The 21,282-nt window shown below is 65.5% G+C and carries 19 protein-coding genes; 10 read left to right on the plus strand and 9 right to left on the minus strand.

Annotated features, from left to right (window positions below; translation table 11 throughout):
* The first annotated feature begins 19 nt into the window (after positions 1-19).
* Positions 20-676 carry an ABC transporter ATP-binding protein gene (locus CR152_RS28555; protein WP_099880657.1) on the plus strand — a complete coding sequence of 219 codons (657 nt, stop codon included), beginning with the start codon at positions 20-22 and terminating at the stop codon, positions 674-676.
* 175 nt (positions 677-851) lie between these two features.
* Positions 852-1,139, plus strand: coding sequence for a hypothetical protein (locus CR152_RS28560; RefSeq protein WP_054263205.1), 288 nt, complete (start codon positions 852-854; stop codon positions 1,137-1,139).
* 144 nt (positions 1,140-1,283) lie between these two features.
* On the opposite strand, the gene CR152_RS28565 is transcribed toward CR152_RS28560, so the two are convergent.
* From CR152_RS28565 to CR152_RS28575, 3 genes are all read right to left on the minus strand, one after another.
* A complete protein-coding gene (locus CR152_RS28565; RefSeq protein WP_099880658.1) occupies positions 1,284-2,039 on the minus strand; it encodes a GNAT family N-acetyltransferase in 756 nt (251 codons plus the stop codon).
* A gap of 97 nt (positions 2,040-2,136) precedes the next feature.
* Positions 2,137-2,838, minus strand: coding sequence for a hypothetical protein (locus CR152_RS28570; protein ID WP_099880659.1), 702 nt, complete (start codon positions 2,836-2,838; stop codon positions 2,137-2,139).
* A gap of 187 nt (positions 2,839-3,025) precedes the next feature.
* Positions 3,026-6,772, minus strand: coding sequence for an ATP-binding protein (locus CR152_RS28575; RefSeq protein ID WP_167399965.1), 3,747 nt, complete (start codon positions 6,770-6,772; stop codon positions 3,026-3,028).
* A gap of 894 nt (positions 6,773-7,666) precedes the next feature.
* On the opposite strand from CR152_RS28575, the gene CR152_RS28580 reads away from it, so the two are divergent.
* Together CR152_RS28580 and CR152_RS28585 are read left to right on the plus strand one after the other, a co-directional pair.
* Complete coding sequence (locus CR152_RS28580) at positions 7,667-9,130, plus strand: zinc metalloprotease (protein WP_157778801.1); 1,464 nt, start codon at positions 7,667-7,669, stop codon at positions 9,128-9,130.
* Positions 9,131-9,169: 39 nt separating this feature from the next.
* Positions 9,170-9,589 (plus strand): hypothetical protein, encoded by a 420-nt coding sequence (locus tag CR152_RS28585; RefSeq protein WP_099880664.1) that lies wholly within the window; start codon positions 9,170-9,172, stop codon positions 9,587-9,589.
* Positions 9,590-9,621: 32 nt separating this feature from the next.
* Here CR152_RS28585 and CR152_RS28590 read toward each other — a convergent pair whose 3' ends face one another.
* The 3 genes from CR152_RS28590 to CR152_RS28600 all read right to left on the minus strand — a co-directional run bounded on the left by CR152_RS28590 (position 9,622) and on the right by CR152_RS28600 (position 12,701).
* Positions 9,622-11,091 (minus strand): Ppx/GppA phosphatase family protein, encoded by a 1,470-nt coding sequence (locus CR152_RS28590; RefSeq protein WP_099880666.1) that lies wholly within the window; start codon positions 11,089-11,091, stop codon positions 9,622-9,624.
* Between the two features lie 120 nt (positions 11,092-11,211).
* The gene (locus CR152_RS28595; protein ID WP_099880668.1) at positions 11,212-12,408 is read right to left on the minus strand and encodes a GGDEF domain-containing protein; all 1,197 of its coding nucleotides are present in this window, start codon (positions 12,406-12,408) and stop codon (positions 11,212-11,214) included.
* A gap of 17 nt (positions 12,409-12,425) precedes the next feature.
* The gene (locus CR152_RS28600) at positions 12,426-12,701 is read right to left on the minus strand and encodes a hypothetical protein (RefSeq protein ID WP_099880670.1); all 276 of its coding nucleotides are present in this window, start codon (positions 12,699-12,701) and stop codon (positions 12,426-12,428) included.
* Positions 12,702-12,868: 167 nt separating this feature from the next.
* Between CR152_RS28600 and CR152_RS28605 the strand changes: the two genes are divergently transcribed.
* The 4 genes from CR152_RS28605 to CR152_RS28620 all read left to right on the plus strand — a co-directional run bounded on the left by CR152_RS28605 (position 12,869) and on the right by CR152_RS28620 (position 18,707).
* A complete protein-coding gene (locus CR152_RS28605) occupies positions 12,869-13,693 on the plus strand; it encodes a fused MFS/spermidine synthase (RefSeq protein ID WP_167399966.1) in 825 nt (274 codons plus the stop codon).
* 138 nt (positions 13,694-13,831) lie between these two features.
* Positions 13,832-16,726 carry a bifunctional diguanylate cyclase/phosphodiesterase gene (locus tag CR152_RS28610; protein ID WP_099880672.1) on the plus strand — a complete coding sequence of 965 codons (2,895 nt, stop codon included), beginning with the start codon at positions 13,832-13,834 and terminating at the stop codon, positions 16,724-16,726.
* 92 nt (positions 16,727-16,818) lie between these two features.
* The gene (locus tag CR152_RS28615; protein ID WP_099880674.1) at positions 16,819-17,040 is read left to right on the plus strand and encodes a hypothetical protein; all 222 of its coding nucleotides are present in this window, start codon (positions 16,819-16,821) and stop codon (positions 17,038-17,040) included.
* Positions 17,041-17,337: 297 nt separating this feature from the next.
* Positions 17,338-18,707, plus strand: a protein-coding gene (locus CR152_RS28620; RefSeq protein ID WP_099881933.1) for an IS3 family transposase whose coding sequence is annotated in 2 segments (ribosomal slippage) — positions 17,338-17,856 and positions 17,859-18,707 — 1,368 coding nt in all. Because the reading frame shifts where the segments join, the coding sequence is not laid out codon by codon here.
* 388 nt (positions 18,708-19,095) lie between these two features.
* Here the strand turns inward: CR152_RS28620 and CR152_RS28625 are convergent.
* Positions 19,096-19,461 (minus strand): hypothetical protein, encoded by a 366-nt coding sequence (locus CR152_RS28625; protein ID WP_099880676.1) that lies wholly within the window; start codon positions 19,459-19,461, stop codon positions 19,096-19,098.
* Between the two features lie 82 nt (positions 19,462-19,543).
* A complete protein-coding gene (locus CR152_RS33700) occupies positions 19,544-19,684 on the minus strand; it encodes a hypothetical protein (protein ID WP_208640325.1) in 141 nt (46 codons plus the stop codon).
* A 221-nt stretch (positions 19,685-19,905) separates the two neighbouring features.
* On the opposite strand from CR152_RS33700, the gene CR152_RS28630 reads away from it, so the two are divergent.
* Complete coding sequence (locus tag CR152_RS28630; protein WP_099880677.1) at positions 19,906-20,208, plus strand: hypothetical protein; 303 nt, start codon at positions 19,906-19,908, stop codon at positions 20,206-20,208.
* Between the two features lie 51 nt (positions 20,209-20,259).
* Here CR152_RS28630 and CR152_RS33705 read toward each other — a convergent pair whose 3' ends face one another.
* A complete protein-coding gene (locus CR152_RS33705; RefSeq protein ID WP_167399968.1) occupies positions 20,260-20,433 on the minus strand; it encodes a hypothetical protein in 174 nt (57 codons plus the stop codon).
* 159 nt (positions 20,434-20,592) lie between these two features.
* On the opposite strand from CR152_RS33705, the gene CR152_RS28635 reads away from it, so the two are divergent.
* Positions 20,593-21,276, plus strand: a complete 684-nt coding sequence (locus CR152_RS28635; protein WP_099880679.1) for an SOS response-associated peptidase family protein — start codon at positions 20,593-20,595, stop codon at positions 21,274-21,276.
* Positions 21,277-21,282 lie beyond the last annotated feature (6 nt).

The following is a 21,282-nucleotide window of genomic DNA, read 5'->3' on the forward strand; positions in this document are numbered from 1 at the left end:
CCGTCACCAGGTATTTCTCATGCTCGAACTGCGCGATCTCGCCAAAACCTACAACGGCCGTCCGGTGCTCAACCGCCTCTCGCACCAATTCAAGGCCGGCGAATTCGTCGCCATCATGGGCGAGTCGGGGGTCGGCAAGTCGACCCTGCTCAACCTCATCGCCGGCCTCGATGCGCCCGACAGCGGCGACATCGTGATCGACGGCCAGCCGATGTCGGCGCTCGACGACAATGCCGCCACCAGCCTGCGCCGCACCCGCATGGGCTTCATCTTCCAGGCCTTCCACGTGCTGCCGCACCTGACCCTGGAACAGAACGTGGCCCTGCCCCTGTTATTGAATGGCCAGAGCCAGGAACGCGCCGGCGCCATGCTGGCCGCGGTCGGCTTGGGCGGAAGGGGCGGCGATTTTCCGCGCCAGCTGTCCGGTGGCGAAATGCAGCGCGTGGCGATCGCCCGCGCACTGGTGCACCGCCCGGCCCTGGTGCTGGCCGATGAACCGACCGGGAACCTCGATCCGGAGACCGCCGACAGCATCCTGGCGTTGCTTCGGGATGAAGTAAAGGCGAGCGGCGCTAGTGCAATAATGGTCACACATTCTCACGCCGCAGCCGCGCAAGCGGACAAAACCCTCATTTTGACCCGCTCAGGATTGCATTTTGTGCAAGATGTGCGCTAAAAGCCGCATTTCCGTCGTTTAATTTATCAACTTTGCTGCGAGTATATTCTTTCGGTAGTATCATCGGAACAAACCCGTGGTGCATGAAATATATCAGAATGTAACAAACGGGTTGAAGTTGACCAACAGTCGATCAGTCCCCCATCAATGAAAAAATAATCTTTGGAGGAGTACGATGAACGTACGGCAAAAGAAACTGGAAATGATCGAGGCGATGAACCGCGCTCGAGCGCTCGAACCATCGAGCTTTGTGCCGAACAAGCTGCTCGACACCTTGATCGAAAAAATGAACCTCAAGAACGATGCGGAGTTGTGCCGCGTGCTGGAAGTCCAGCCGCCAATCATCAGCAAGATCCGTCATCGAAAACTGGCCGTGGGTGCGACGATTTTGCTGCGCATGCACGAAAAGTCGGATATGAGTATCCGCGACTTGAAGGATTTGTCGAACGCGTCAATGCACTAGGCAGTTCTGCACAGCTGCCTGGCGCCGGCAGCGCATTGTCCGGCGCCCGTTGTATTGCTGCGTGCCCCATGGCGCAGACGTCGATATGCTGTACCGCTTGCGCCGTCCCGCTGCATCCCCACCGAGCCCCCGTGCGGACACCAGCTATTCCATCCCGTAGTGCTTCGCGTAGCGGCTGTCCAGGTTCGCCAGCGGCAGCAGCAGGAACAAATCCGCACTCTCGAAATCAGGATCCCAGGCCGGCTCGCCGCACAGCCACGCGCCCGATCGCACGTAGCCCTTGACCAGCGCCGGCACCTGCACCTTGCCGGCCGCTTCCAATGCCCCCACCGGAAACGGCAGGTGCGGCGTGACCCGGTATTCGGCCGGCGCGGCGTGCTTGCCGATCAGCGACCGGTACACGCCGGCCGCATTGTGGCCGCCGTCGGCCACGCTCATGCTGGCGCAGCCGGCCAGGAAATCGCAGCGTTCGCGCCGCATGCATTCGGCCAGGCCGGCCCACAGCAGCATGATCACGCTGCCGCCGCGGTATTTGGGATGGATGCAGGCGCGCCCCGCTTCGATGATGCGGTTGCGCAGATGATTCAGACGGCCCAGGTCGAATTCGTTTTCGGCGTACAGGCGGCCGATCCGGCGCGCCCGCGACGGACTCAATACCCGGTAGGTGCCCACCACCTTGAGGGTGGACGCGTCGCGTACGATCAGATGTTCGCAGTGCTCGTCGAATTCATCGCGGTCGAGCCGCTCGGCATTGGCCAGCGCGGACAGGCCCATCGCCTCGATGAAGACCTTGTAGCGCAGGCGCTGCACTTCGCGCACTTGGGCCGGCGTCGACGCCAGGCTAAGGAGCAGCCGCGGCGCGGCCGGTTTCGTATCCAGGTGGGGATGGAGGTTTTGCATGCTTCGTCCTTTCAGTGGCGACGAAGCACAGCCTAACTGCGTAATTTGTCAGGCAAATGACAGCCGCGTGTCAGGCAGATGACACGCGGCGCGCGGCTTATTCGCTTTTCGGGCGGCCGGTCTTGAGCTGCGGAAGGCTCGACAGCACCTTTTGCAGGGTGGCGATATCGAGGTCGCTGATCAGCGCCACGCCGATGCGCAGCAATTCGCTTTTCTTGATCTCGAAGCCGGCTTTCAGGCAGGCTTTCTTGACCTGGCCGAGCACCGCGTACTCCTGCTCCGGCATGGTGAAGCTGTCGCGCACCAGCTTGGCCTTGCGCGCCTTGTCGCGCGTGCCAACGTCGGCATCGCCATCCGGCGCGACGCCCGCTGCCAGCTTCGGCGCCGGCTTGGCGGCCTTGCCGGTGATGCTTTTCGCTGCCGGTTTGGACGCGGTTTTTGCCGGCGCAGCCGCTGGCGCCTTCGATGCCGCCTTCGGTGCTGCTTTCGGTGCCGCCTTCGGTGCTGCCTTCGCTGCTGCCTTCGCTGCTGTTTTCGGTACTGCCTTCGCTGCTGCCTTGGCGCGTGCAGGCGCAACCGCCTTCACCGGTTCCTTGGCTGCGGCGCTCTTGCGCACGGCCGGCTTGACCTCGGCCTCGGCCTTGGCCGGGCTACGGGTCGGTACCGCCTTCTTCACCGCTGCCGCCGCCGCGCCAGCCGTCTTTTTCGGCGCCGTCTTGACAGCGCGCGTTGCCGGGGCGGCCGCCTTCAGCTCCGCGATCGTGTGTCCGTTGGTTTTTTCGCTTGCAGTCTTGGCCATTGAATAACTCCGTCTTGATATCGATTTAAACAGTATATACGATTTACTCAATTGCCGACGCGCAGCACTTTTCTTGAGTTCGTACAACCTTACGGCAACTTGACGCCGAATATCGCACAACTGGCCGCGCCAAGCTCCGGATATTGAGCTGGATCACATTCCATGCGGAAATATTTGCACGCTGACGTCATTCGGCCGCGCGTCCGCATGTCGCTTCGCCAACTGAGGCGTCCGCCGCCAGTTCCGGGAAGCGCCGCAGCAGGTCGCGCACCTTGGCCTGGGCGCCCCAGGCATCCCAGGCCCGCAGCGCGCGGCGGCCGTAGTCGATGGCATCAAAGGCGGCGCCGCGTTCGCGGCAGCAGGCCGCCGCCAGTTCGCAGGCCAGCGCCGCGTTCTGCACGAAGCCGCCCTCCATGGCCGCCGCGATGGCATCCTCGTAGCCGCGCATGGCGCCCGCCGGATTGCCGTCGATGCGCGCCAGTTCGGCGCCGACCAGCAGGTGGCGGCTGGCGAAATTGACCGGGCACGAACCCGCCCAGCCGGCCAGCAGCGCGTGCTTGTCGCACACCGCTTCGAGCAGGCGCCGCCGCCGCGCCGGCGGCGCCGTGCGGTACACCGCCGTCATCGCCAGCGCATGATAGAAATGATGCGTGGTCTCGTTGAGCGAGGCCAGGAAAAAATGCAGGTTGGCCGCCGCTGCCTCGGATGCCGCCAGCGCCTCCTCGTAACGCCCGAAAGCGAACGCCAGCACCTGCTGCATCAGCAGATAGCGCGCGCGCGACGCGCCGAAACTGCCCTGGCCGATGACGGCAATGGCGCCGGCCGCGCCGTCTTCGCCATGCCCATCCTCGCCCATCAGGGTCAGCGCGAGTTGCTCGTAGCCGCGCAACAGGCGCACCAGCGCGTGGTTGCCGTGGCGCCGCGCGAAGCCCTGGTAGTGCTCCGCCATCCGGCGTACATCGGCCAGCGGCAACCCGGCCTCGAACGCATTCCAGGTCGCGACGTGGGCCGAATAACCGGCGTGCGGCAGGTCGCCGGCGCGCTCGCAACTGGCAAAAGCCTGCTCGAGCGGTGCCACGCTGGCGGCGATCGGATCGCGCCACGAGTGGATATAGGCCGCGTGCACGAAGCGCAGGCGCCCGCTGCGCTTGGACGGCGGCGCATTGAACTGCACCTGTTCGATGGCCAGCGCCGAAAACGCAAACGCATCCTCGACCGCGCCCAGGGACACCAGCAGGATCGCGTAGCGCGAGTAAATCATGCAGCTCGACTCGCTGCTCCCGTGCGTGAGCGTGTAATTGAGCGCCTTGGCGGCCAGCAGAAAATACAGTTCGGGACGCACCGCGAACACGGGCGAACCGATATCGGACAGCAGCTCGGTCACGATCGCCACTTCCGGATCGGTGCTGGCCGGCTCGTCGCGCAGGCTGTCGATGCTGCGCCCGGCCATGCGCGCGTCGATGGCGGCGCGTTCCTCGCGCAGGGCCCAGTCGATTTCAGCGCGCGTGGCCGGGAAGGTCACGCCGAACAGCGCCAGCGCATCGAGGGCCACCGCCACCGCCTGGTCGAAACGTTCGCGCAGCTGGTACACGGCCACGCGCAGCAGCGCCACGCGCGCCAGGTCGATGCGCGAACGGGACTGCTCGACCAGCAGCTCGAACAGGCGCCCGGCGCGCTCCAGGTGGCCGCACAGGTATTCGCATTCGGCCAGCGCGGCGTACATGGCGTAGGTGCCGTCGAGGTCATCTTTCCAGGCGCGCGCCGGCGTCAGCGCGGCCGCCAGCGAAAAGTAATTGCGCGCCGAATCGTAGGCGATGGCGTTGCGCGCGCGCGTGCCGGCCAGCGCGTTCAGGCGCGCCAGCTCGCGCAGTTCGGCCGTGTCGCGCATGGCCGCGCGCGCGCGGTTCAGGTGGTGCACGATGTCGAACACGTGCTTGTCGAGCGAACCGGGCGCCACGTTTTCCAGCAGCAGGCGCCCGATATGCAGGTGGCGCTCGGGCAGCGAGGATGCCGCGATCATCGAATACGCGCCCTCCTGCACCCGGTCGTGGGCAAAGCGGTAGTTGCCCGGCTCGCGCACGATCAGCCCGAGGCGCGCGGCCGGCCACAGATATTCGTCCGTTTCCAGCAGCGACATGCCCGACACCAGCGCGATCGTATCGAGTCCGCAATCGGGCCCAAGGCAGGCCAGCAGCTTGACCAGGTCGAGCGTGCAGCCGGGCAGCTGGCCCAGGCGCGCCACCATCAGCTCGACCACGTTGTCCGAGAACTCGCGGGCCTGGATCGCTTGCGCATCCCACTCCCAGCACGCGGCGCTGTCACTGAAGCGCAGCAGGCGGTTTTCGCCCAGGCGGGTCAGGAACTGCAAGGTGAAAAACGGATTGCCGGCCGTCTTGGGGAACACCAGCGCCGCCAGCGGGGCCGCTTCGGCGCTATCGCAATCGAGCGCCGCGGCCACCAGTTCGCAGGCCTCGGCGCGGTCGAGCGCTTCAAGCACCACCTCGCGCACCTGCGCGCCGTTGGCCAGCATGGCGTCGCGCGGCAGCGCCATCGGATGCGCGCCGCTCGCCTCGCGCGTGCGCCAGGCGCAGATCGCCAGCATGTGGTCCATGCCGCGGTGGGTCAGCAGGTGCGACAGCAGTTTCAGGCTGGCCGGATCGATCCACTGGACGTCGTCAAGACATAGCAGCAGCGCCGTGCCGGGACGGCGGCACGCTTGCAGGAAGCGCCGAAACACGCCATCGAAGCGGCTCTGCGCTTCTGGAGGCGCCAGCGGCGGCGGGCTGGCGTGCTCGCCGATCACCATCGCCAGCTCGGGAATGAGGTCGAGCATCAGGCGCGCGTTGGGGCCGAGGGCCTCCCGCAGCGCGGCGCGCCAGGCCGCCAGCGCGGCCGGCTCCTCGCGCAGGCGTTCGCGCACCAGCCCCTGGAAAGCCTGGGCCAGGGTGGCGTACGGGATGTCGCGCTGGCGCTGGTCGAATTTGCCGGCGATGATGGTGGCGCCCTGGGCCGCGTCGGAGCGGCGCAGGGCCGCCACCAGGGCCGACTTGCCGGTGCCGGCGCGTCCCGACACCAGTACCAGCTGGGGCGCGCCGCCGGCGGCCGCGTGGCGCAAGGATTCGTCCAGCAGCGCCAGTTGCGGCGCGCGCCCGACCAGCGCCGCCGGAATGCGCACGCGCAGGGCGCCGTCGTGGCAGCCCAGCACGAAGGGCTCGACCCGGCCCTGCGCTTCGAGCATCGAACGGCAGTGCTGCAGGTCGGCGTACAGCCCGGCCGCGCTCTGGTAGCGCTGCGCCGGGTCGGCGGCCAGCAGCCGCGCGACGATCGAAGAACAGATGCGGTCCACGCCCGGACGGCGCCGGTGCGGCGCGAGCGGCCCGGGCGCGCCGTCGCCGCCTGCCTGCGCCGCGGCGCCGCACAGCATGTGATACAGGATCAGGCCGAGGCGCACCAGGTCGGCCTGGGGGTCGTCCGGACCATTGAGCGGCGTGGCCATGCCGAAGCCGGTCAGGCGCACCCCGGCGGTGGCCGGATCGAACAGGATATGGTGGGCGGCGAGGTCGCGGTGGACCAGGCGGCTGTGGTGCGAATACGACACTGCCAGCGTGATCGCGGCCGCCTGCGCCAGGAAATCGGGCAGATCGAGGGGCGTTGCGGACAGGTCGAGCGGCGCGCCGCCGCTGTCGGCCAGCACCAGGGTGGCGCTTGCGTGGCCATGCAGCAGCGCCAGCGGCGTGGCGGCCCAGGCGCCGTCGAGCACCTCGCGCAGGGCGTATTCGTGCTCCAGGAGCGCAGTAGCATGGGGCGCCGCGCCGTGCGCTGCCAGCAGCAGCACCGGCAAGCGGTCGGCGTCGCGCGCCGCGCGCAGCAGGACGAACTGCTCGTCCGCGCGCAAGGTATCGATCACGGTGTATCCGTCCGGGGCCTGGGTCAAGGTCACCTCTTATTTTTGTCGTACAAACGCCGTTCTCCGTTCAGGCGTTGGCAATTATGCCACTACTGATGGATGTTTGATACAAAAATCCGGCGCCAACCGACCCCGCAATATTGCTAGGCTTGCCAAACCGCTTCCCCTGTGCAGGCCCGCCAGCAAAGGCTGGGCTGGGCCGCTCGGGCGATTGCAAAGCGCAAGGCGGCTCCATGGACAGCCCTCGCGCCGCACGGCCCAGGCGGGCCTTGCTCAGTGCAGCTCGCCGGAGCACATGGCGAAATATCCTTTATCGCAACGAAACCACAGCCACTTGCCCTGCCTCCCTTTCCGTGCGAGCGATCGGCTCACTTCAACCGGCCGCCAACCGTGGCGCAGCGCCGCGTCCGACATGGCTGACTTAAGCGCTTGACGCAGATCGCTTCTTCACGTTTTCAGCGTTCTAGACTAAGTCTCATGTCGTGCCGCTTCTTGAAACAAAATGTGAAGGAGAAATATATATTTTTATGCGCACACTTTCAAGATGGAGAGCATCCAGCGCTGCTGCCTGGTGCTCGACGATCCAGGCATGCCTGCGTTCTGTCCCATGCTTTACATCACCACAGCAGGCCGGGCCGCCGAGGCGTATCGACCAAAAGGGACTATCGAACCCATGTGGTGACACGCGGATTTCATGATCTTGTCGCCGGCCAGGACTCATGCCATGCGACGGGTAACTCAGTCAGGGAGGTCATTACCATGTGGCGACGTTTTCTCAGTATCTGCTTCCTTGCTTCCAGCCTGGTCGCCGCTTCAAGCGAGGCCCGGCCATTCCGCGGTTCGACCAAAATCCACGTGCTGCTTTGCCAGAGTGCGGATGACGGCGCCGCCCTGCGGACGGCGGACTATTATCGCAGGCTCTTGTTTACTCCCGGTAACGGCGGCCTCGCGGACTGGTGGCACGACATCTCGTACGTCAACTTCAATAATGCGGGGTCGGAAGTGCATGGCTGGTACCGTATGTCGCAAACTACCGGGCAACTGCAGGCGCTCAATCGGTCGGACAAGATCAATGCCTGCGTCGAAGCGGCGCGGACCGCGCCATCCGGTGCGCTGACCGTGCCACCGGGTGCGATCCGCTACATCGTGACCTCGCCAGGGATCGACGCCTTCGGGTGGAACGGCGGCGCGTTCATGGCGTTCGACTTCGAGGTCGGCCTGGCAGTGCACGAAGGAGGCCACGGGATCGGCCTCAATCACACCTTCTCCAACAATCCCGACTACCGTAACGTCGATTGGGCCGCCATCGGCGAGTACGACGATCCGTGGGACGCCATGAGTTGGGCCAACAGCTATGTTGCGACCACACCGTTCGGCGCCGCTCCGGCAGCCCTGGTGGCGCCGCACCTCGATCGCATGGGATGGCTGCCGCGCTCGCGCATCGCGGTGCACGCGGCAAACGGCGCGTCGGAGGCCATCTATACGCTTGCGGCCACCAATCACCCCGAAGCGTCCGGCGCGCTGCTGGTGCGCGTGCCCTTTGCCCCGGACGATCTCTTCCGCTACTACACCATCGAATTCATCCGTAAAGATCGCTGGAGCGCGGGCATCCCGGCAGACACCGTACTGATCCACGAAGTAAAGCGCAACCGCGACGCCGCCGGGGTGCCGGTGGGGGAGCAGATTGCGTGGCTCCAGCGCGACCTGGCGCGCGCCGACAAGGCCCCGGCGCAGGCGCTCGATGCCAACGGCGTGCAGATCAGGGTATTGTCGATCAACCCGGCCACGAACCAGGCGACGGTGAGCGTGCGCTCCGAGATGGCGGCGCGCTGTCTGATGGGCTTCGTGTGGCGTGAAGCCCAACCCGGCGACCTGGTCTGCGTGCCCCCGGCCGAGCGCGCCGAAACCAGGCAGGAGAACGCCGAGGCGGCAAGCCGCAGGGAACCGGGCGGGGGCGCCTACGGTCCGAACACCTGCCGCTCCGGGTTCGTGTGGCGCGAGGCATTCGACGGCGACGCTGTCTGCGTGCCGCCCGCCTCGCGCACGCGCGCCAGGGCAAGCAACGCGCAGGCCGGCGCGCGCGCCAATCCCGCCCGCATAGCCTACGGGCCGAACACCTGCCAGAGCGGATTTGTCTGGCGCGAGGCCGACGATGTTGACTGGGTGTGCGTGTCCCCCGCCGCACGGCAACAAGCCCGCGACGACAACGCGCTGGCATCCTCGCGCCGCCAGCCCGGCGGCGGCGCCTACGGTCCGAATACCTGCGACTCCGGGTTCGTGTGGCGTGAAGCCTTCCCGGACGACGTTGTGTGCGTGCCTCCGGCAAGCCGTGCCGCCGCCCGCGCCGACAACGCGGCGGCGCCGACGCGGCTGATGATACCGTAAGCGCCATTCCTTCCGCTCTTTACCGTGGAGTCCAAGCCCATGAAAACCACTTTCTCCCTGCTCGTGCTGATGGCCGCATGCGCGAGCTTGCCTTCCCCGGCCGCCGCCCATGACGACGACCCGCGCGGCGCCAAGCCGCGCATCGGCTTGATCTCGAACGATGTCGCCCTCCAGCGCTTGCGGGCGGCCGGCGTGCCAGGAGCAACCGTGATCAAGCGGGAACAAGGCGTGATCGTGCTGCGCGCCTCCATCGACGGCAAGCCGGTCACGGTGCACATGGACGCCCTCAACGGAAACATGGTCGATCCGGGCAATCCGGCCCGCCGCATCGCCACTCCCGGCATCGGGCGCTTGCCTCCGATGGTCTCGGTACCGCAATTGAGGGTGCCCAGGGCGCGCCTGAGCGAGCCGGACCTGATGCGCGAGGCCGCTGCCCCGGCCCCGGCCCTGGAAAAATAGCGCCAGCCCGGCACTCGTGTGCCGGGCGCCTCCTATGGAACGCTGCGCACGCTGAAATCGATGCCCACCTCGTCCCACCATTCCTGCTCTTTTTCGATCCAGTACGACACGGTCGGGTGGCTGCCCACCCATTCGCGCCGGATCTCGAGATCGATCCGGTTCTTCATGCGCAGCTTGAGTTCATCGGCGTCGGCGTCGATGCGCGCATGCATCAGCAGGATCGCCACGCGCAGCGCCAGCACCGCCTTGGCGAAGTCGGTGTCGCTCAGCGCCTCGGCCACCTTGCGCAGATTGCCCTTCTGGGCCAGGATCAATTTGCCCATGACGCGCTGCTCGCGCGTGGTAAACCCCGGCAGGTCGGCGTTCTCGATCATGTAGGCTGCATGCTTGTGGTAGCCGGTCTGCGACACCACCATGCCCATTTCATGCAGCAGCGCGCTCCAGCGCAGCAGCTTGGCGCAGCCGTCGCCGGCCGGCTTGAGTTGCGCGTACATGGCGCTGGCCAGCGCCGCCACGCGCGCGCCGCGGTCATCGTCGACATGGAATTTGCGCGCCAGCGCCACCACCGATTCCTCGCGCCGGTCGCGCTGCATCGAGCGCAGGTACAGGTCCCACATGACGCCCATGCGCAGGCCCGCCTCGACCGGCTGCATGACATCGATATCGAGTTCGCGCAGCAGCGCGATCAGGATCGCCAGCCCGCCGATGATGGTGCTGGCGCGGTCCGGACGCAGGCCCGGCATGTCGATGCGCGCCACCTGCCCGAACGCGATGAAGCGCAGCTTGAGCGCATCGAGTCCGGCGGCGGAGAGTTTGCCGTCGCCCAGGCAGTTCTTGGCGATGATGTCGGCGATCGCCCGGATCGTGCCCGAGGAACCGTAGGCCTGCTTCCAGAATTGCGGATGGTAGGGCGGCGCGGCATCCTCGAAGTGGCTGCGCGCCGACAGGATGGCCGCCTCGAACGAGACCGCGTCGATCCGCCCGCCGACGAAAAACGACAGGCTTTGCTTGACCGTGCCGATGCTGAACGACTCGACCCGCTCGATGTCCGGGCCATGCCCGAGAATGATTTCGGTCGAGCCGCCGCCGATATCGATCACCAGGCGCCGCTCCGAGGCGTCGGCCAGGGTGCTGGCCACGCCCATGTAGATCAGGCGCCCCTCTTCCTCGCCCGAGATGATTTCGATCGGATAGCCGATGGCTTGCTCGGCGGCCGGCAGGAACGCCGCGCCGTTGCGCGCCACGCGCAAGGTGGAGGTAGCGACCACGCGCACAGCATCGAGCTGCGGGTCGAAGCGGTAGGCGGCGAGCACCGTCTGGAAATTGCGCAGGCAGGCCAGGGCCGACTGCATGGCCGCCTCGGTCAGGTTGCCCTTGGCGTCGAGCCCGGCGGCCAGGCGGATCGGCTCGCGCACGCTCTTTAACACGCGGATCGCATCGCCATCGTGCTTGCCTATATGCAAGCGAAAACTATTGGAACCTAAATCTACGGCAGCGTACATCGAAGCCTCTTTCTGTATTGTTGTCATCAAGGCTCTCCCGCTGCAAAACCAATCACAGTAACGGAGTTTTATGACGCGGTCATGACCGGCGCCGTCGGCAATCGCAGTATGCCATCCGCGCTACACGGGCGGCGTTTCCTCGCCGGACGCTTCCCCGCCCGGCGCATCCCCGGTGGGCGCGGCCACCACCTTGTTGCGCCCGCCCTGCTTGGCTGCGCGCAGGGCCTCGTCGGCGCGCTTGAACAGGCTCACCATGCTGTCGTCCGGACGGATCACGGTCACGCCGAAACTGGCGGTCATCGAAATCATCGCACGTTCGGTCTTGACCGGACTGGCTTCGACCGCGGCGCGGATGCGCTCGGCCACCAGCAGCGCCTCATCGAGGCCGGCGCGCGGCAGCAGCAGGGCAAACTCCACCCCCACCAGGCGGCCCAGCTGGTCGCTGTCGCGCAACTGGCGCTTGCATACGTCGGCCACGCTGCGCAGCACCGTGTCGCCGGCCGGATGGCCATAACTGTCGTTGACGCGCCTGAACTGGTCGAAGTCGAGCATCACCAGCGCGCTCGGCTGGCCGGGCCGGCGCGCCAGCGCCATCCACGGCGCCAGGGCGGCGAAAAAGCTGCGCCGGTTGGGCAGGTCGGTCAAGGGATCGACCAGCGCCAGGCGGTCCAGTTCGTGCCGCTGCTGCTCGCGCGCCAGCAGCAGGAAACCGAAGCCATTCAACAACATCAGCAAGTACAGCGCGCCCGAGGTCAGCACCTGCAGCAAGCCCTTGCTCAGCCAGCCCCAGCCGCCGGGCATGGTCAGCACCAGGATGCCGCGCGCCGCCACCAGCAGCGCCAGCAGCGTCATGGCGATCACCAGGAAGCGGTGCAGCATGCTGCCGCCGCGCCAGCCGCGCACCAGCGCCGCCGCGCCGGCCAGGTGCAGGCCGCCCAGGATCAGCGCGCCGGCCACCACCCGCATCCCGGCTTCGTCGATGACGTAGCAGACCAGGAACAGCGCCACCGACAGGCCGATGACTGGATAGGCGACGCGGCGCCAGGCCAGGCGCCCGGCCGCTTCCCATAGCGCACCGGCTTCCAGGCCGACCCCGGCGAACAGCACCGCGTAGCCGGCCGGAACCGCTACCGCATCGGGCAGCACGCCGCTGGCGTTGAAATACAACAGCAGCCAGGCCACCGCCTGGCACTGCTTGGCGATGGCCCAGGTCGACCAGCTGAGCGACTTGCCGCGTTCGTATTCGTAGAAAAACAGCGCCGCCGCCAGGCTCAGGTTGCCCAGCGCGAGCGCAAACAACATCGTCGTGATGTCCATGGCGGCGCCTGGGGGCGTCAGATTTCGTGTTCGACGTTGCTGCTGCCGTCACCGATCTTGCTGGCCCAGGCTTGCGCGAAGAACTGCTTTTCGATGTCATTGGGCAGGTCGTTCCAGAACACGATCAGCGTGCCCTTGTGATCGTGGATCTGGGTGAACTTCTCGATGAAGCCCTCGACACCGGCAAGGTCGGCCAGCGCCACCACATAGCCGTATACCCGGGTCAGCCGCTCAATGCGGTCGGGCTCGGTGAAACTGTTGGTCGCGGTGATGGTGGGGTGGTCTAAAAACATAGTCTCTCCGGGTTGGCCGCGCCGCAGGCTGGCCGCTGATGCCGGCCACACACAGCCGGGGCAGGATCAGCTTATCAGAAACCGATGGGGCGCAACAGGGGCGCGCGGGTGCGCTTGCGCCACGCGCTCCGCTATACTGGCGCCAGCCCAGCCCGCACCCGACCGCCATGCCGCCACTGACCGACCAATCGCCTCCGCCGTTGCACGCGCCGTCGTCCGGGCATGCCCCGGTCTGCGCCGCGCCGCTGGTGCACACCCGCGGCGACCGCCGCACCCTCGAATTCATGCCCGGCGACGTGCAGTCCGAAATGCGCCTGTCGCGCCCGGCGGCGCTGGTGCTGGCCTACTGCCGCGCCATCATGTGCTTTGCCCTGTTCGTGCCGCGCCCGCGCGCCATTGTCATGGTCGGCCTGGGCGGCGGCTCGCTGGCCAAATTCTGCTACCGCCACTTTCCGCGCGCGCGCATCACCGTCATCGAGCTGCGCGCCGACGTCATCGCCCTGCGCGAGCAGTTCTGCGTTCCGCCCGACGACGCGCGCTTGACCGTGGTCCACGCCGACGCGGTCGACTGGCTGGCTGCCCACCCCGCCTGCGCCGACGTGCTGGTGATCGACGGCTTCGACACCGCCGGCCTGCCGCCGGCGCTGGGCACGGCCCGCTTCTATGGCGACTGCCGCAGCGCCCTGCGCGATGGCGGCGTGCTGGTGGCCAATATCTTCAGCTACGACCCGCGCTACGCCGGCATGCTGGAGCGCCTGCGCCTGATGTTCAACGACCGCGTCTGCTGGTTCGATCGCATCGCCGGCAACAACCGCATCCTGTTCGCCGTCAAGGCCCCGGCCCGGCTCGACCCCGCCGCCCGGCTGCCGCGCGCCCTGCGCCTGCAGCGCTGGGTGGCGCGCCGCCAGGGCCTCGGCCACAGGGTACTGAACCGCCTGCTGGCGCACGCCGTCGTGGCATGGCTGCAACATCCGTTCAATCGCTCCAAATAAATGTCGCCTTAGCACGGGAACGTCGCTTTTTAGTTGCTAGAGATCAATCACCTTACCGATTTTCATCATTTTGTGACAAACTAAGGCCGCATCCATACCGGCGCCCGGGCGCCGCCCTCTTCTTTTAGGAAACAGGAAATGTTGCGTCGTCGCTTGCCGTTCTCGCTCTCCGTCGCGGCGGCGCTCACCCTCGGTGGCGGACTGGCCGCCACCGTGCTGCTGGCGGTGGTGGTGGCCCGGCTCGAGGACGACAAGCACGCGCTCGCCTTCCAGCAGCGCGCCACTGTGCGCGTGGCCGCCATCCGCCAAGGGCTGGACGAAGCGGTCGAAGTGGTGACCGTGACCAATCAGCTGTTTGCCACGGTGCACCCGGTCACGCGCCGCCAATTCCACGATTTCACCCAGCCGCTGCTGCAGCGCTACCCCTTCATCCAGGCCTTCAACTACCACCGGCTGGTCAGCGGCGCCGGGCGCGCAGCGGCCGAGGCCGAGCTGCAGCAAGTGGTGCCGGGCACGCGCATCACCGAAATGGGGCCGCAGGGGAGACACCTGGCGCCGCCGCGGGCCCAGTACAGCGTGGTCGACTACCTCGAACCGATGCAAGGCAACGAAGCGGCCTTCGGCCTGTCCGTCGGCATCAATGCGCAGGTCATGAACGCGCTCGATCAAGCCGCCGTCAGCGGGCGCGCGGTCGCCACCGGCCTGCTCAGCCTGGCGCAGGACAAGCGCCCGCAGGGCGGCTTCGAAGTCATCATGCCGGTGTACCGGCCCGGCGCCCCGCTCGGCAGCGCCGCCGAACGGCGCGCCGCCCTGATCGGCGACACCGCCGCCATCATCCGCGCGCGCGAACTGGTCGACAAGATCCTGCGCGGCGCCGACCTGCACGCCGACCAGGGCGTGCACCTGGCGGTCTACGCCAATGCCGGCACCGACCCGGCGCACCTGGTCTACGCCAGCGCCGGGCTGGAGAGCGCCATGCGCGAGCACGCCTCCCTCGGCCCGGTGCGCCGCTGGACCACCGCGCGCCACCGCGAACGCCACAGCGCCGCGCTCAGCGTGGCCGGCCAGCCCTGGACCGTGGTGGTCAGCGCCGCCCCGCGTCCGTTTTTGCACAACCATCCCGGCTCGGTGTTCACCCTGGCCGGCGGCCTGCTGTTTACCCTGCTGATCACCGCCTTCGTGCAAACCCTGGTGCAGCGCTCGCGCCGGGTCCAGCTGCTGGTCAACGAACGCACCGCCGACCTGAAACTGTCGAACCAGCGCCTGCTCGACGACGTGCTGGCGCGCCGCCGCACCGAAGCGGCGCTGCAGGAAAGCGAACAGCGCTTCCGCCAGCTGGTCACCATGTCGTCCGACTGGTACTGGGAACAGGATGCCGACCTGCGCTTTGTCGACATCACCGGCGGGGTCGGCGAAAAAGGCGGGGTCGCGGCCGGGCGCCTGATCGGCCGCACGCGCTGGGAAACCGTGGCCGGCATGCAGGACAGCGACTGGGGCAAGGCCCACATGGCGCAACTGCTGGCGCGCGAAGCGTTCGCCGAACTCGAATACGAAACCGTCGACGAAAAAGGCCAAGCGCGCTGGTTCAGCATCAACGGCGAACCGGTGTTCGACGCCGGCGGCGTGTTCCGCGGCTACCGCGGTACCGGCACCGACATCACCGCCCGCAAACTGACCGAGCAGCGGATCCACCACATCGCCCATCACGACGTGCTCACCGGCCTGCCCAACCGCAGCCTGCTGCAGGACCGCCTGACCCAGGCGGTGGCGTATGCGCTGCGCTGCGAGCGGCCGGTGTGGGTCTTGCTGATCGATCTAGACCGTTTCAAATTCGTCAACGACAGCATGGGCCACAAGGCGGGCGACGTGGTCCTGATGACGGTCGCGGCGCGCCTGCGCGCGGCCCTGCGCGACACCGACACCGTGGCGCGCCTGTCGGGCGACGAATTCGTCGTCATCCTCACCGAGCACGCCGAAGAGCGCCTGCAGGCCGACGTGGTGCAGCGCCTGATGGATGCGGTGGCGCCGCCGGTGCCGCTCGGCAGCAAGGAATTTTTCGTCACCTGCAGCATCGGCGTGGCCGTGTTCCCCACCCCCGACACCCCGGCCGGCAGCCTGATCGAACACGCCGACATCGCCATGTACCGCGCCAAGAAACTGGGCCGCAACAACTTTCAGTTCTACACCCCGGCCATGAACGACGAAGCCCAGGAACGGGTACGCATCGAAAGCGCGCTGCGCAGTGCGCTCGAGCGCAACGAATTCGTGCTGCACTACCAGCCCCAGGTCAACCTGGCCAGCGGCGAGATCGTCGGCATGGAAGCGCTGATCCGCTGGCAGCATCCCGAACTGGGCGTAGTGGCGCCGAACCGCTTCATCTCGGTGGCCGAGGAAACCGGGCTGATCGTGCCGATCGGCGCCTGGGTCATGCGCACCGCCTGCGCCCAGAACAAGGCCTGGCAGGATGCCGGGCTGGGCATGCTGCGGGTGGCGGTGAACCTGTCGGCGCGCCAGTTCGGCGCGCCCAACCTGCTGGCCGACATCCGCGCCGTGCTGGCCCAGACCGGGCTGGCGCCCTCGCTGCTGGAGATCGAACTGACCGAAAGCCTGTTCATGAGCGACGTCACGCTCGCGGTCGAACTGCTGCACAGCATGAAGTCGCTTGGCGTGAATCTGTCGATCGACGACTTCGGCACCGGGTATTCGAGCCTGTCGTATCTGTCGCGCTTTCCGATCGACGTGCTCAAGATCGACCGCTCGTTCGTCTCCGACATCACGCGCGACGCCAACGATGCCGCGATCGTGGCCTCGATCATCGCGCTGGCGCACAACCTGAAGCTGTCGGTGATTGCCGAAGGGGTGGAGACGGCCGAGCAGCTCGACTACCTGCGGCGCCATGGCTGCGACGAAATGCAGGGCTACTTCTTCAGCCGCCCGCTGGCAGCGCACGCCTTTGAAGCCTTGCTGCGCGACCGTGCCAGCCTGCCGCCGACGGCGCTCGCGGCTGTGCAGGATGCGGCGGCCGAAGTGTAAGGAAGCGGCAGTACTCGTGTCAGATCGACATCTTTGTTCAAAAATAGACTATCATCGCCGACTGACAGCCATTTTTGAGCCAAGCGACACACATGAGTGAAGAATTCCAGCGCCAGCGAGCCGATGCGCACGGTAGCGAAGCGAGCAGTCCGCGCACCGATTTCCGCACGCGCGATGTGGTCAACCAGGCCATCGCCGCGATGCCGACGCTGGGCGTGCAGCAAGCGGCCGAATACCTGGCGGCAATGAACGTGCCGCCGGAAGTGGCGATCCGCACGCTGATCTACAAAGGCCCGCGCCGCGACGAGCCGTAGCGCCTGTCTCGCTCCCTCCTCCGCCTGCACCGCCGATCAAAGACACCTGCATCCAGCGTCAAAGCTCTTACAACCGGGGTCAGAGCTCTTACAACCGGGGTCAGAGCTCTGACTCGAAACATTGTTAAATCCACGCGCGATGTCGATCCAAATCGAACCACTATTCCTTAACCGGGGTCAGACCTTAATGCCGTTAAGTTAAGCCGTTTTCCGACCGCAAACTTCAAAACCGTCATTCCCGCGCAGTGAACTGACCCAAAAAAGTTGGACACCGTTTCTACTTTTTGGGGGAAGTCGATGACGAAGCATACGACGGCATTCAAGCTAAAAATCGCTAAGCAATATGTACGTGGCTTGATGGGCTATAAGGAAGTAGGCCGCATCAACAACGTTAGCTACGGCCAAGTACGCCGTTGGGTACTGTTCCACCGCTATCACGGCAAAGCTGGCCTTGAACCGAGGAAGTCTGTTCAGTACAGCGCCGATGAGAAGCTTGAGGTTTTGCGGTACATGTGGGCGAACAAATTATCGTATGTGGAAACGGCGGCCAGGTTCAATATTCGCGCGCAGGGCTACGTCGGGGTTTGGGAGCGCGATTTTCGTGATGGCGGTATAGTGCCACTGATCCGCAAACCCAGAGGAAGACCCAAGCGCATGGCTGATTTACCCAAGCAAGTTGCACCTGCCAGCGTGCATAGTGATGCCACACGTAGCCGTGAAGAGTTGCTGGTGGAACTGAACCAGTTACGGATGGAGGTCGCCGTTCTAAAAAAGCGGAGAGCCTTAGCTCAAGCGGCCGAACAGGCTGCGGCAATGCGCAAAAAGCGCACATAGTCCACGAGTTAAGGCTGCAATTTCCCATTGCGCAGTTGCTTGCGCTTACCGGTCTGAAACGTAGTACGTTTTACTATCAAAAGAAGGTTGCGCAAGACGGCGACAAGCATGCGCACTTGAAGCAGGGTATCGAGACGACCTATCAGGCACACAAGGGGCGTATGGGCTATCGGCGTATCGCTGACGTGCTGCGCAAGGCAGGCCATCGCGCATGCGCCAATACCGTCCAGCGCTGCATGCAGGCAATGAAGCTGACATCGCTGGTACGCATCAAGAAATACAAGTCGTACAAGGGGGAAGTGGGCAAGACTGCGCCGAACATCTTGCTGCGCGATTTCAACGCAGAGGGGGTGAATCAGAAGTGGGCAACCGACGTCACCGAGATGAAAGTCGCTGGTCAGAAAGTGTATCTATCACCCGTGATGGACCTGTTCAACGGGGAAATTGTAGCGTATGAAATGGACACGCGTCCGGTACTCGGACTGGTGACAGGCATGCTCAAAAAAGCCTTCCGGAAGTTGCGTGCCGACGATAAACCGATCGTCCATTCAGATCAGGGATGGCAGTATCGCATGCCGGCCTACCAGCACATGCTGGCGCAGAAAGGCATCGTGCAGAGCATGTCTCGCAAAGGCAACTGCCTCGACAACGCAGCCATGGAGAGCTTCTTCGCAGTGCTGAAGACGGAGTATTACCACCTGAACAAATTTAGTAGCGTCGACGAGTTGAAAAAAGGTCTGGCCGAGTACATTGACTACTATAATCACTGCCGTATCAAGATGAAGCTGAACGGACTGAGCCCGGTGCAATACCGAACCCAGCATTCGCTTTGATTTAATCAAAACACCGTCCAACTTTCTTGGGTCACTTCACAGGCGGGAATCCAATTCCGTAGCGCAGTCACAGGCGGCTCGACGAACCTGGATTCCCGCCTGCGCGGGAATGACGGAGCTTAAGTTAACGGCATTAGGGTCAGACCTCGATTAGGAAACACTTATAACACTTATCCGAGCAGGCGGATGCGTCGACGTCCCGGCAGCAATTTCATGCGGGAGGATGATGGTAATTCGGGTGTCACGATGCGTGGACGAGCCGCTTGAGGGCAGACACATTTCCTAACCGAGGTCTGACCCCGGTTAGGAAAGAATGTTAAATGTTGCTAGTCAGAGCTCTGACCCCGGTGTGTGGCGGCGGTCGTCGCTGAAGTGAGAGGCGGGGGACTTATTTGTCCTGGGCGTCGATGTCGGCCAGCGATTCGCGGCCTTTGTCGGTCACGCCGTGGCCGCCCGCTTCGAGCGGGGCGATGTGCGATTTTTTGCCGAGGAAGACCAGCACGTCGGCGTCAACCACCGCCGCCGGGTCGGCCAGCAGCGCGCGCAGGCCGGCGATGCAGCGGCGCAGGAACAGGACCTGCTGCCCCTTGTCCGTCAGCGCCAGCTTGCCGTCCTTGCTGTACTGGATCATCTTCAGGCCCGCCAGACGCTTGGCGTTGCGCCCGACGCAGGCGTTGAAGCGGTCATGCTTCGCCCCGCCCAGGATGTGCCCGAGCGCGTCGTATTCGTCTGTGGTCAATTTCTCGTTCTTCATTGCTGCTTTCCATGTGGCCAATTTTCGGCCCCCATGGTAACCGCGCAGGCTGCCCGCGGCAACCTGCATTCGCTGACAACAGTTACTTTACTGTGCGGAACAGGAACCAGACAACGCCAATACTGATCAATGCGCTGACCAGCAGCACCACCTGCATCGGGCGCGAACGCAGTACCGAAGAGCGGCCAAGGTAGATCTTGTTGTGTAAGGAATTGCCCATCATGTTCTCCTGGAACAAAACAACGGTTGATGGATGAATTATAGAAAGCAGATGCCATTCCGGTTGTGATGAGGAGCACAAATAATAACAAATGTAGGCTGAGAGCAACACTGTCGGCGACCTGCCGCCACGGCCTACCGCGCGCCAGCCGATCCCTTGCAATGTTAGCATCGTTGCGAGAGCGCCGCGCCAGTGCGGCACCTCCTTACCGATTGGAGAATCCCATGCACGCCACCAAATCTTTTCCCGACCCGGCCGACGCCAAATCGCTTGTCGACGAGGCCGACATCGGCAGCGGCGAAAAACCGCCTTCGCAAATCGAAACCGAGGCCATCATCCGCCAGATCCCCCCCCTGCCGCCATCGGACCAGAACGATGCCGATAACGACAATGGCGCTTCGGCCGCCGCCAACCAGTTCGATGGTGGAGAGAACCGCGACAAGCGCGAACATGACGCGTCGCTCGAACGCGATGAGCCAAGCGAACAGCTCGACCAGCTCGATCCGGTCCCGCCCAAGGGCCAGTAAGTATCCGTCCCGGCTGGTCCGGGCACGCCGGCGCGTGCCGATGCGTGCCCGTTACGCCTTGATCGGCGGCACCGGCATGACCGGCTCTTCGACCGGCGCGTTGACCGGCGGCGGCACGTCGTCCGGAAGCGGGCTCGGTTTCGGATCGGTGGGCGGCACGCCGTCCGGATCGGGGGTCGAATGGGCGCGCCGCGGCGCTGCGGATGGGTTCTCGTTGCTGGTCATGGAATGCCTTTCCTCAAGTGGTAATGCGACTGTCAACACCGCGCTGTCCGGGGCGATGAACGCCCTGCGCGCGCGCGGCAAACCTGCCTTTTGCGGTATCGTTGATCCTTCCGGACGCCCCCCGGGATCACCACCACCTCAGCAAAAAGGTTATAGCGCATGTGCGGACGTCTCGATCAAAACCATACCGCCATTGAATACGTCGCGGCGATGCACTGGCGCGGCGCCGAACCGCGGGTTGCCAGCCAGGCCGCACCCAGCTACAACGCGCCACCCGGCACCTGGCGCCCGCTGGTGCGCGTCGTCGGCGACCAGCTCGTCGTCGAGGATGCCTTCTGGGGCTACCGCGCCTCGTGGGCCGCGGACAAGCTGCCGATCGCCATCAATGCGCGCCTCGAAAAACTCACCAACCGTTACTGGACGCCCCTGCTCAAGGCCGGCCGCGCCATCGTGCCGGCGGACGGCTGGTACGAATGGACCGGCGAAAAGGGCAAAAAGCAGCCCTGGCACATCCACCTCAAGACGCGCGAGCCGCTCTTCATGGCGGCCATCGGCGCCTGCGGCAGCGAGCGCGAGCAGGCGGCCGAGTCGGGCTTCGTGATCGTCACCGCCGATGCCGAGGGCGGCATGGTCGATGTGCACGACCGCCGCCCCATCGTCTTCAGCGCCGAGGACGCGGCCCTGTGGCTCGACCCGGACCTGTCCGCCCAGCAAGCCGAACAGCTGGCACGCTCGGTGGCGCTCGCCCCGGACGCCTTCGACTGGCACCCGGTCGCCAAGGACGTGGGCCGCGCCAGCAACGACGGCCCGCACCTGGCGGCCCAGCGCGATCTGCTGGCCTGACCCCTG

The sequence above is a fragment of the Massilia violaceinigra genome (assembly GCF_002752675.1).
GTDB classification, from domain to species: Bacteria; Pseudomonadota; Gammaproteobacteria; order Burkholderiales; family Burkholderiaceae_D; genus Telluria_A; species Telluria_A violaceinigra.

Excerpts from the sequence above, each read along its gene's own strand:
- CR152_RS28555 (WP_099880657.1), top strand. The coding sequence starts at position 20 with ATGCTCGAACTGCGCGATCTCGCCAAAACCTACAACGGCCGTCCGGTG.
- CR152_RS28560 (WP_054263205.1), top strand. The coding sequence starts at position 852 with ATGAACGTACGGCAAAAGAAACTGGAAATGATCGAGGCGATGAACCGC.
- CR152_RS28565 (WP_099880658.1), bottom strand. The coding sequence starts at position 2,039 with ATGCAAAACCTCCATCCCCACCTGGATACGAAACCGGCCGCGCCGCGG.
- CR152_RS28570 (WP_099880659.1), bottom strand. The coding sequence starts at position 2,838 with ATGGCCAAGACTGCAAGCGAAAAAACCAACGGACACACGATCGCGGAG.
- CR152_RS28585 (WP_099880664.1), top strand. The coding sequence starts at position 9,170 with ATGAAAACCACTTTCTCCCTGCTCGTGCTGATGGCCGCATGCGCGAGC.
- CR152_RS28590 (WP_099880666.1), bottom strand. The coding sequence starts at position 11,091 with ATGTACGCTGCCGTAGATTTAGGTTCCAATAGTTTTCGCTTGCATATA.
- CR152_RS28595 (WP_099880668.1), bottom strand. The coding sequence starts at position 12,408 with ATGGACATCACGACGATGTTGTTTGCGCTCGCGCTGGGCAACCTGAGC.
- CR152_RS28600 (WP_099880670.1), bottom strand. The coding sequence starts at position 12,701 with ATGTTTTTAGACCACCCCACCATCACCGCGACCAACAGTTTCACCGAG.
- CR152_RS28605 (WP_167399966.1), top strand. The coding sequence starts at position 12,869 with ATGCCGCCACTGACCGACCAATCGCCTCCGCCGTTGCACGCGCCGTCG.
- CR152_RS28610 (WP_099880672.1), top strand. The coding sequence starts at position 13,832 with ATGTTGCGTCGTCGCTTGCCGTTCTCGCTCTCCGTCGCGGCGGCGCTC.
- CR152_RS28615 (WP_099880674.1), top strand. The coding sequence starts at position 16,819 with ATGAGTGAAGAATTCCAGCGCCAGCGAGCCGATGCGCACGGTAGCGAA.
- CR152_RS28625 (WP_099880676.1), bottom strand. The coding sequence starts at position 19,461 with ATGAAGAACGAGAAATTGACCACAGACGAATACGACGCGCTCGGGCAC.
- CR152_RS33700 (WP_208640325.1), bottom strand. The coding sequence starts at position 19,684 with ATGATGGGCAATTCCTTACACAACAAGATCTACCTTGGCCGCTCTTCG.
- CR152_RS28630 (WP_099880677.1), top strand. The coding sequence starts at position 19,906 with ATGCACGCCACCAAATCTTTTCCCGACCCGGCCGACGCCAAATCGCTT.
- CR152_RS33705 (WP_167399968.1), bottom strand. The coding sequence starts at position 20,433 with ATGACCAGCAACGAGAACCCATCCGCAGCGCCGCGGCGCGCCCATTCG.
- CR152_RS28635 (WP_099880679.1), top strand. The coding sequence starts at position 20,593 with ATGTGCGGACGTCTCGATCAAAACCATACCGCCATTGAATACGTCGCG.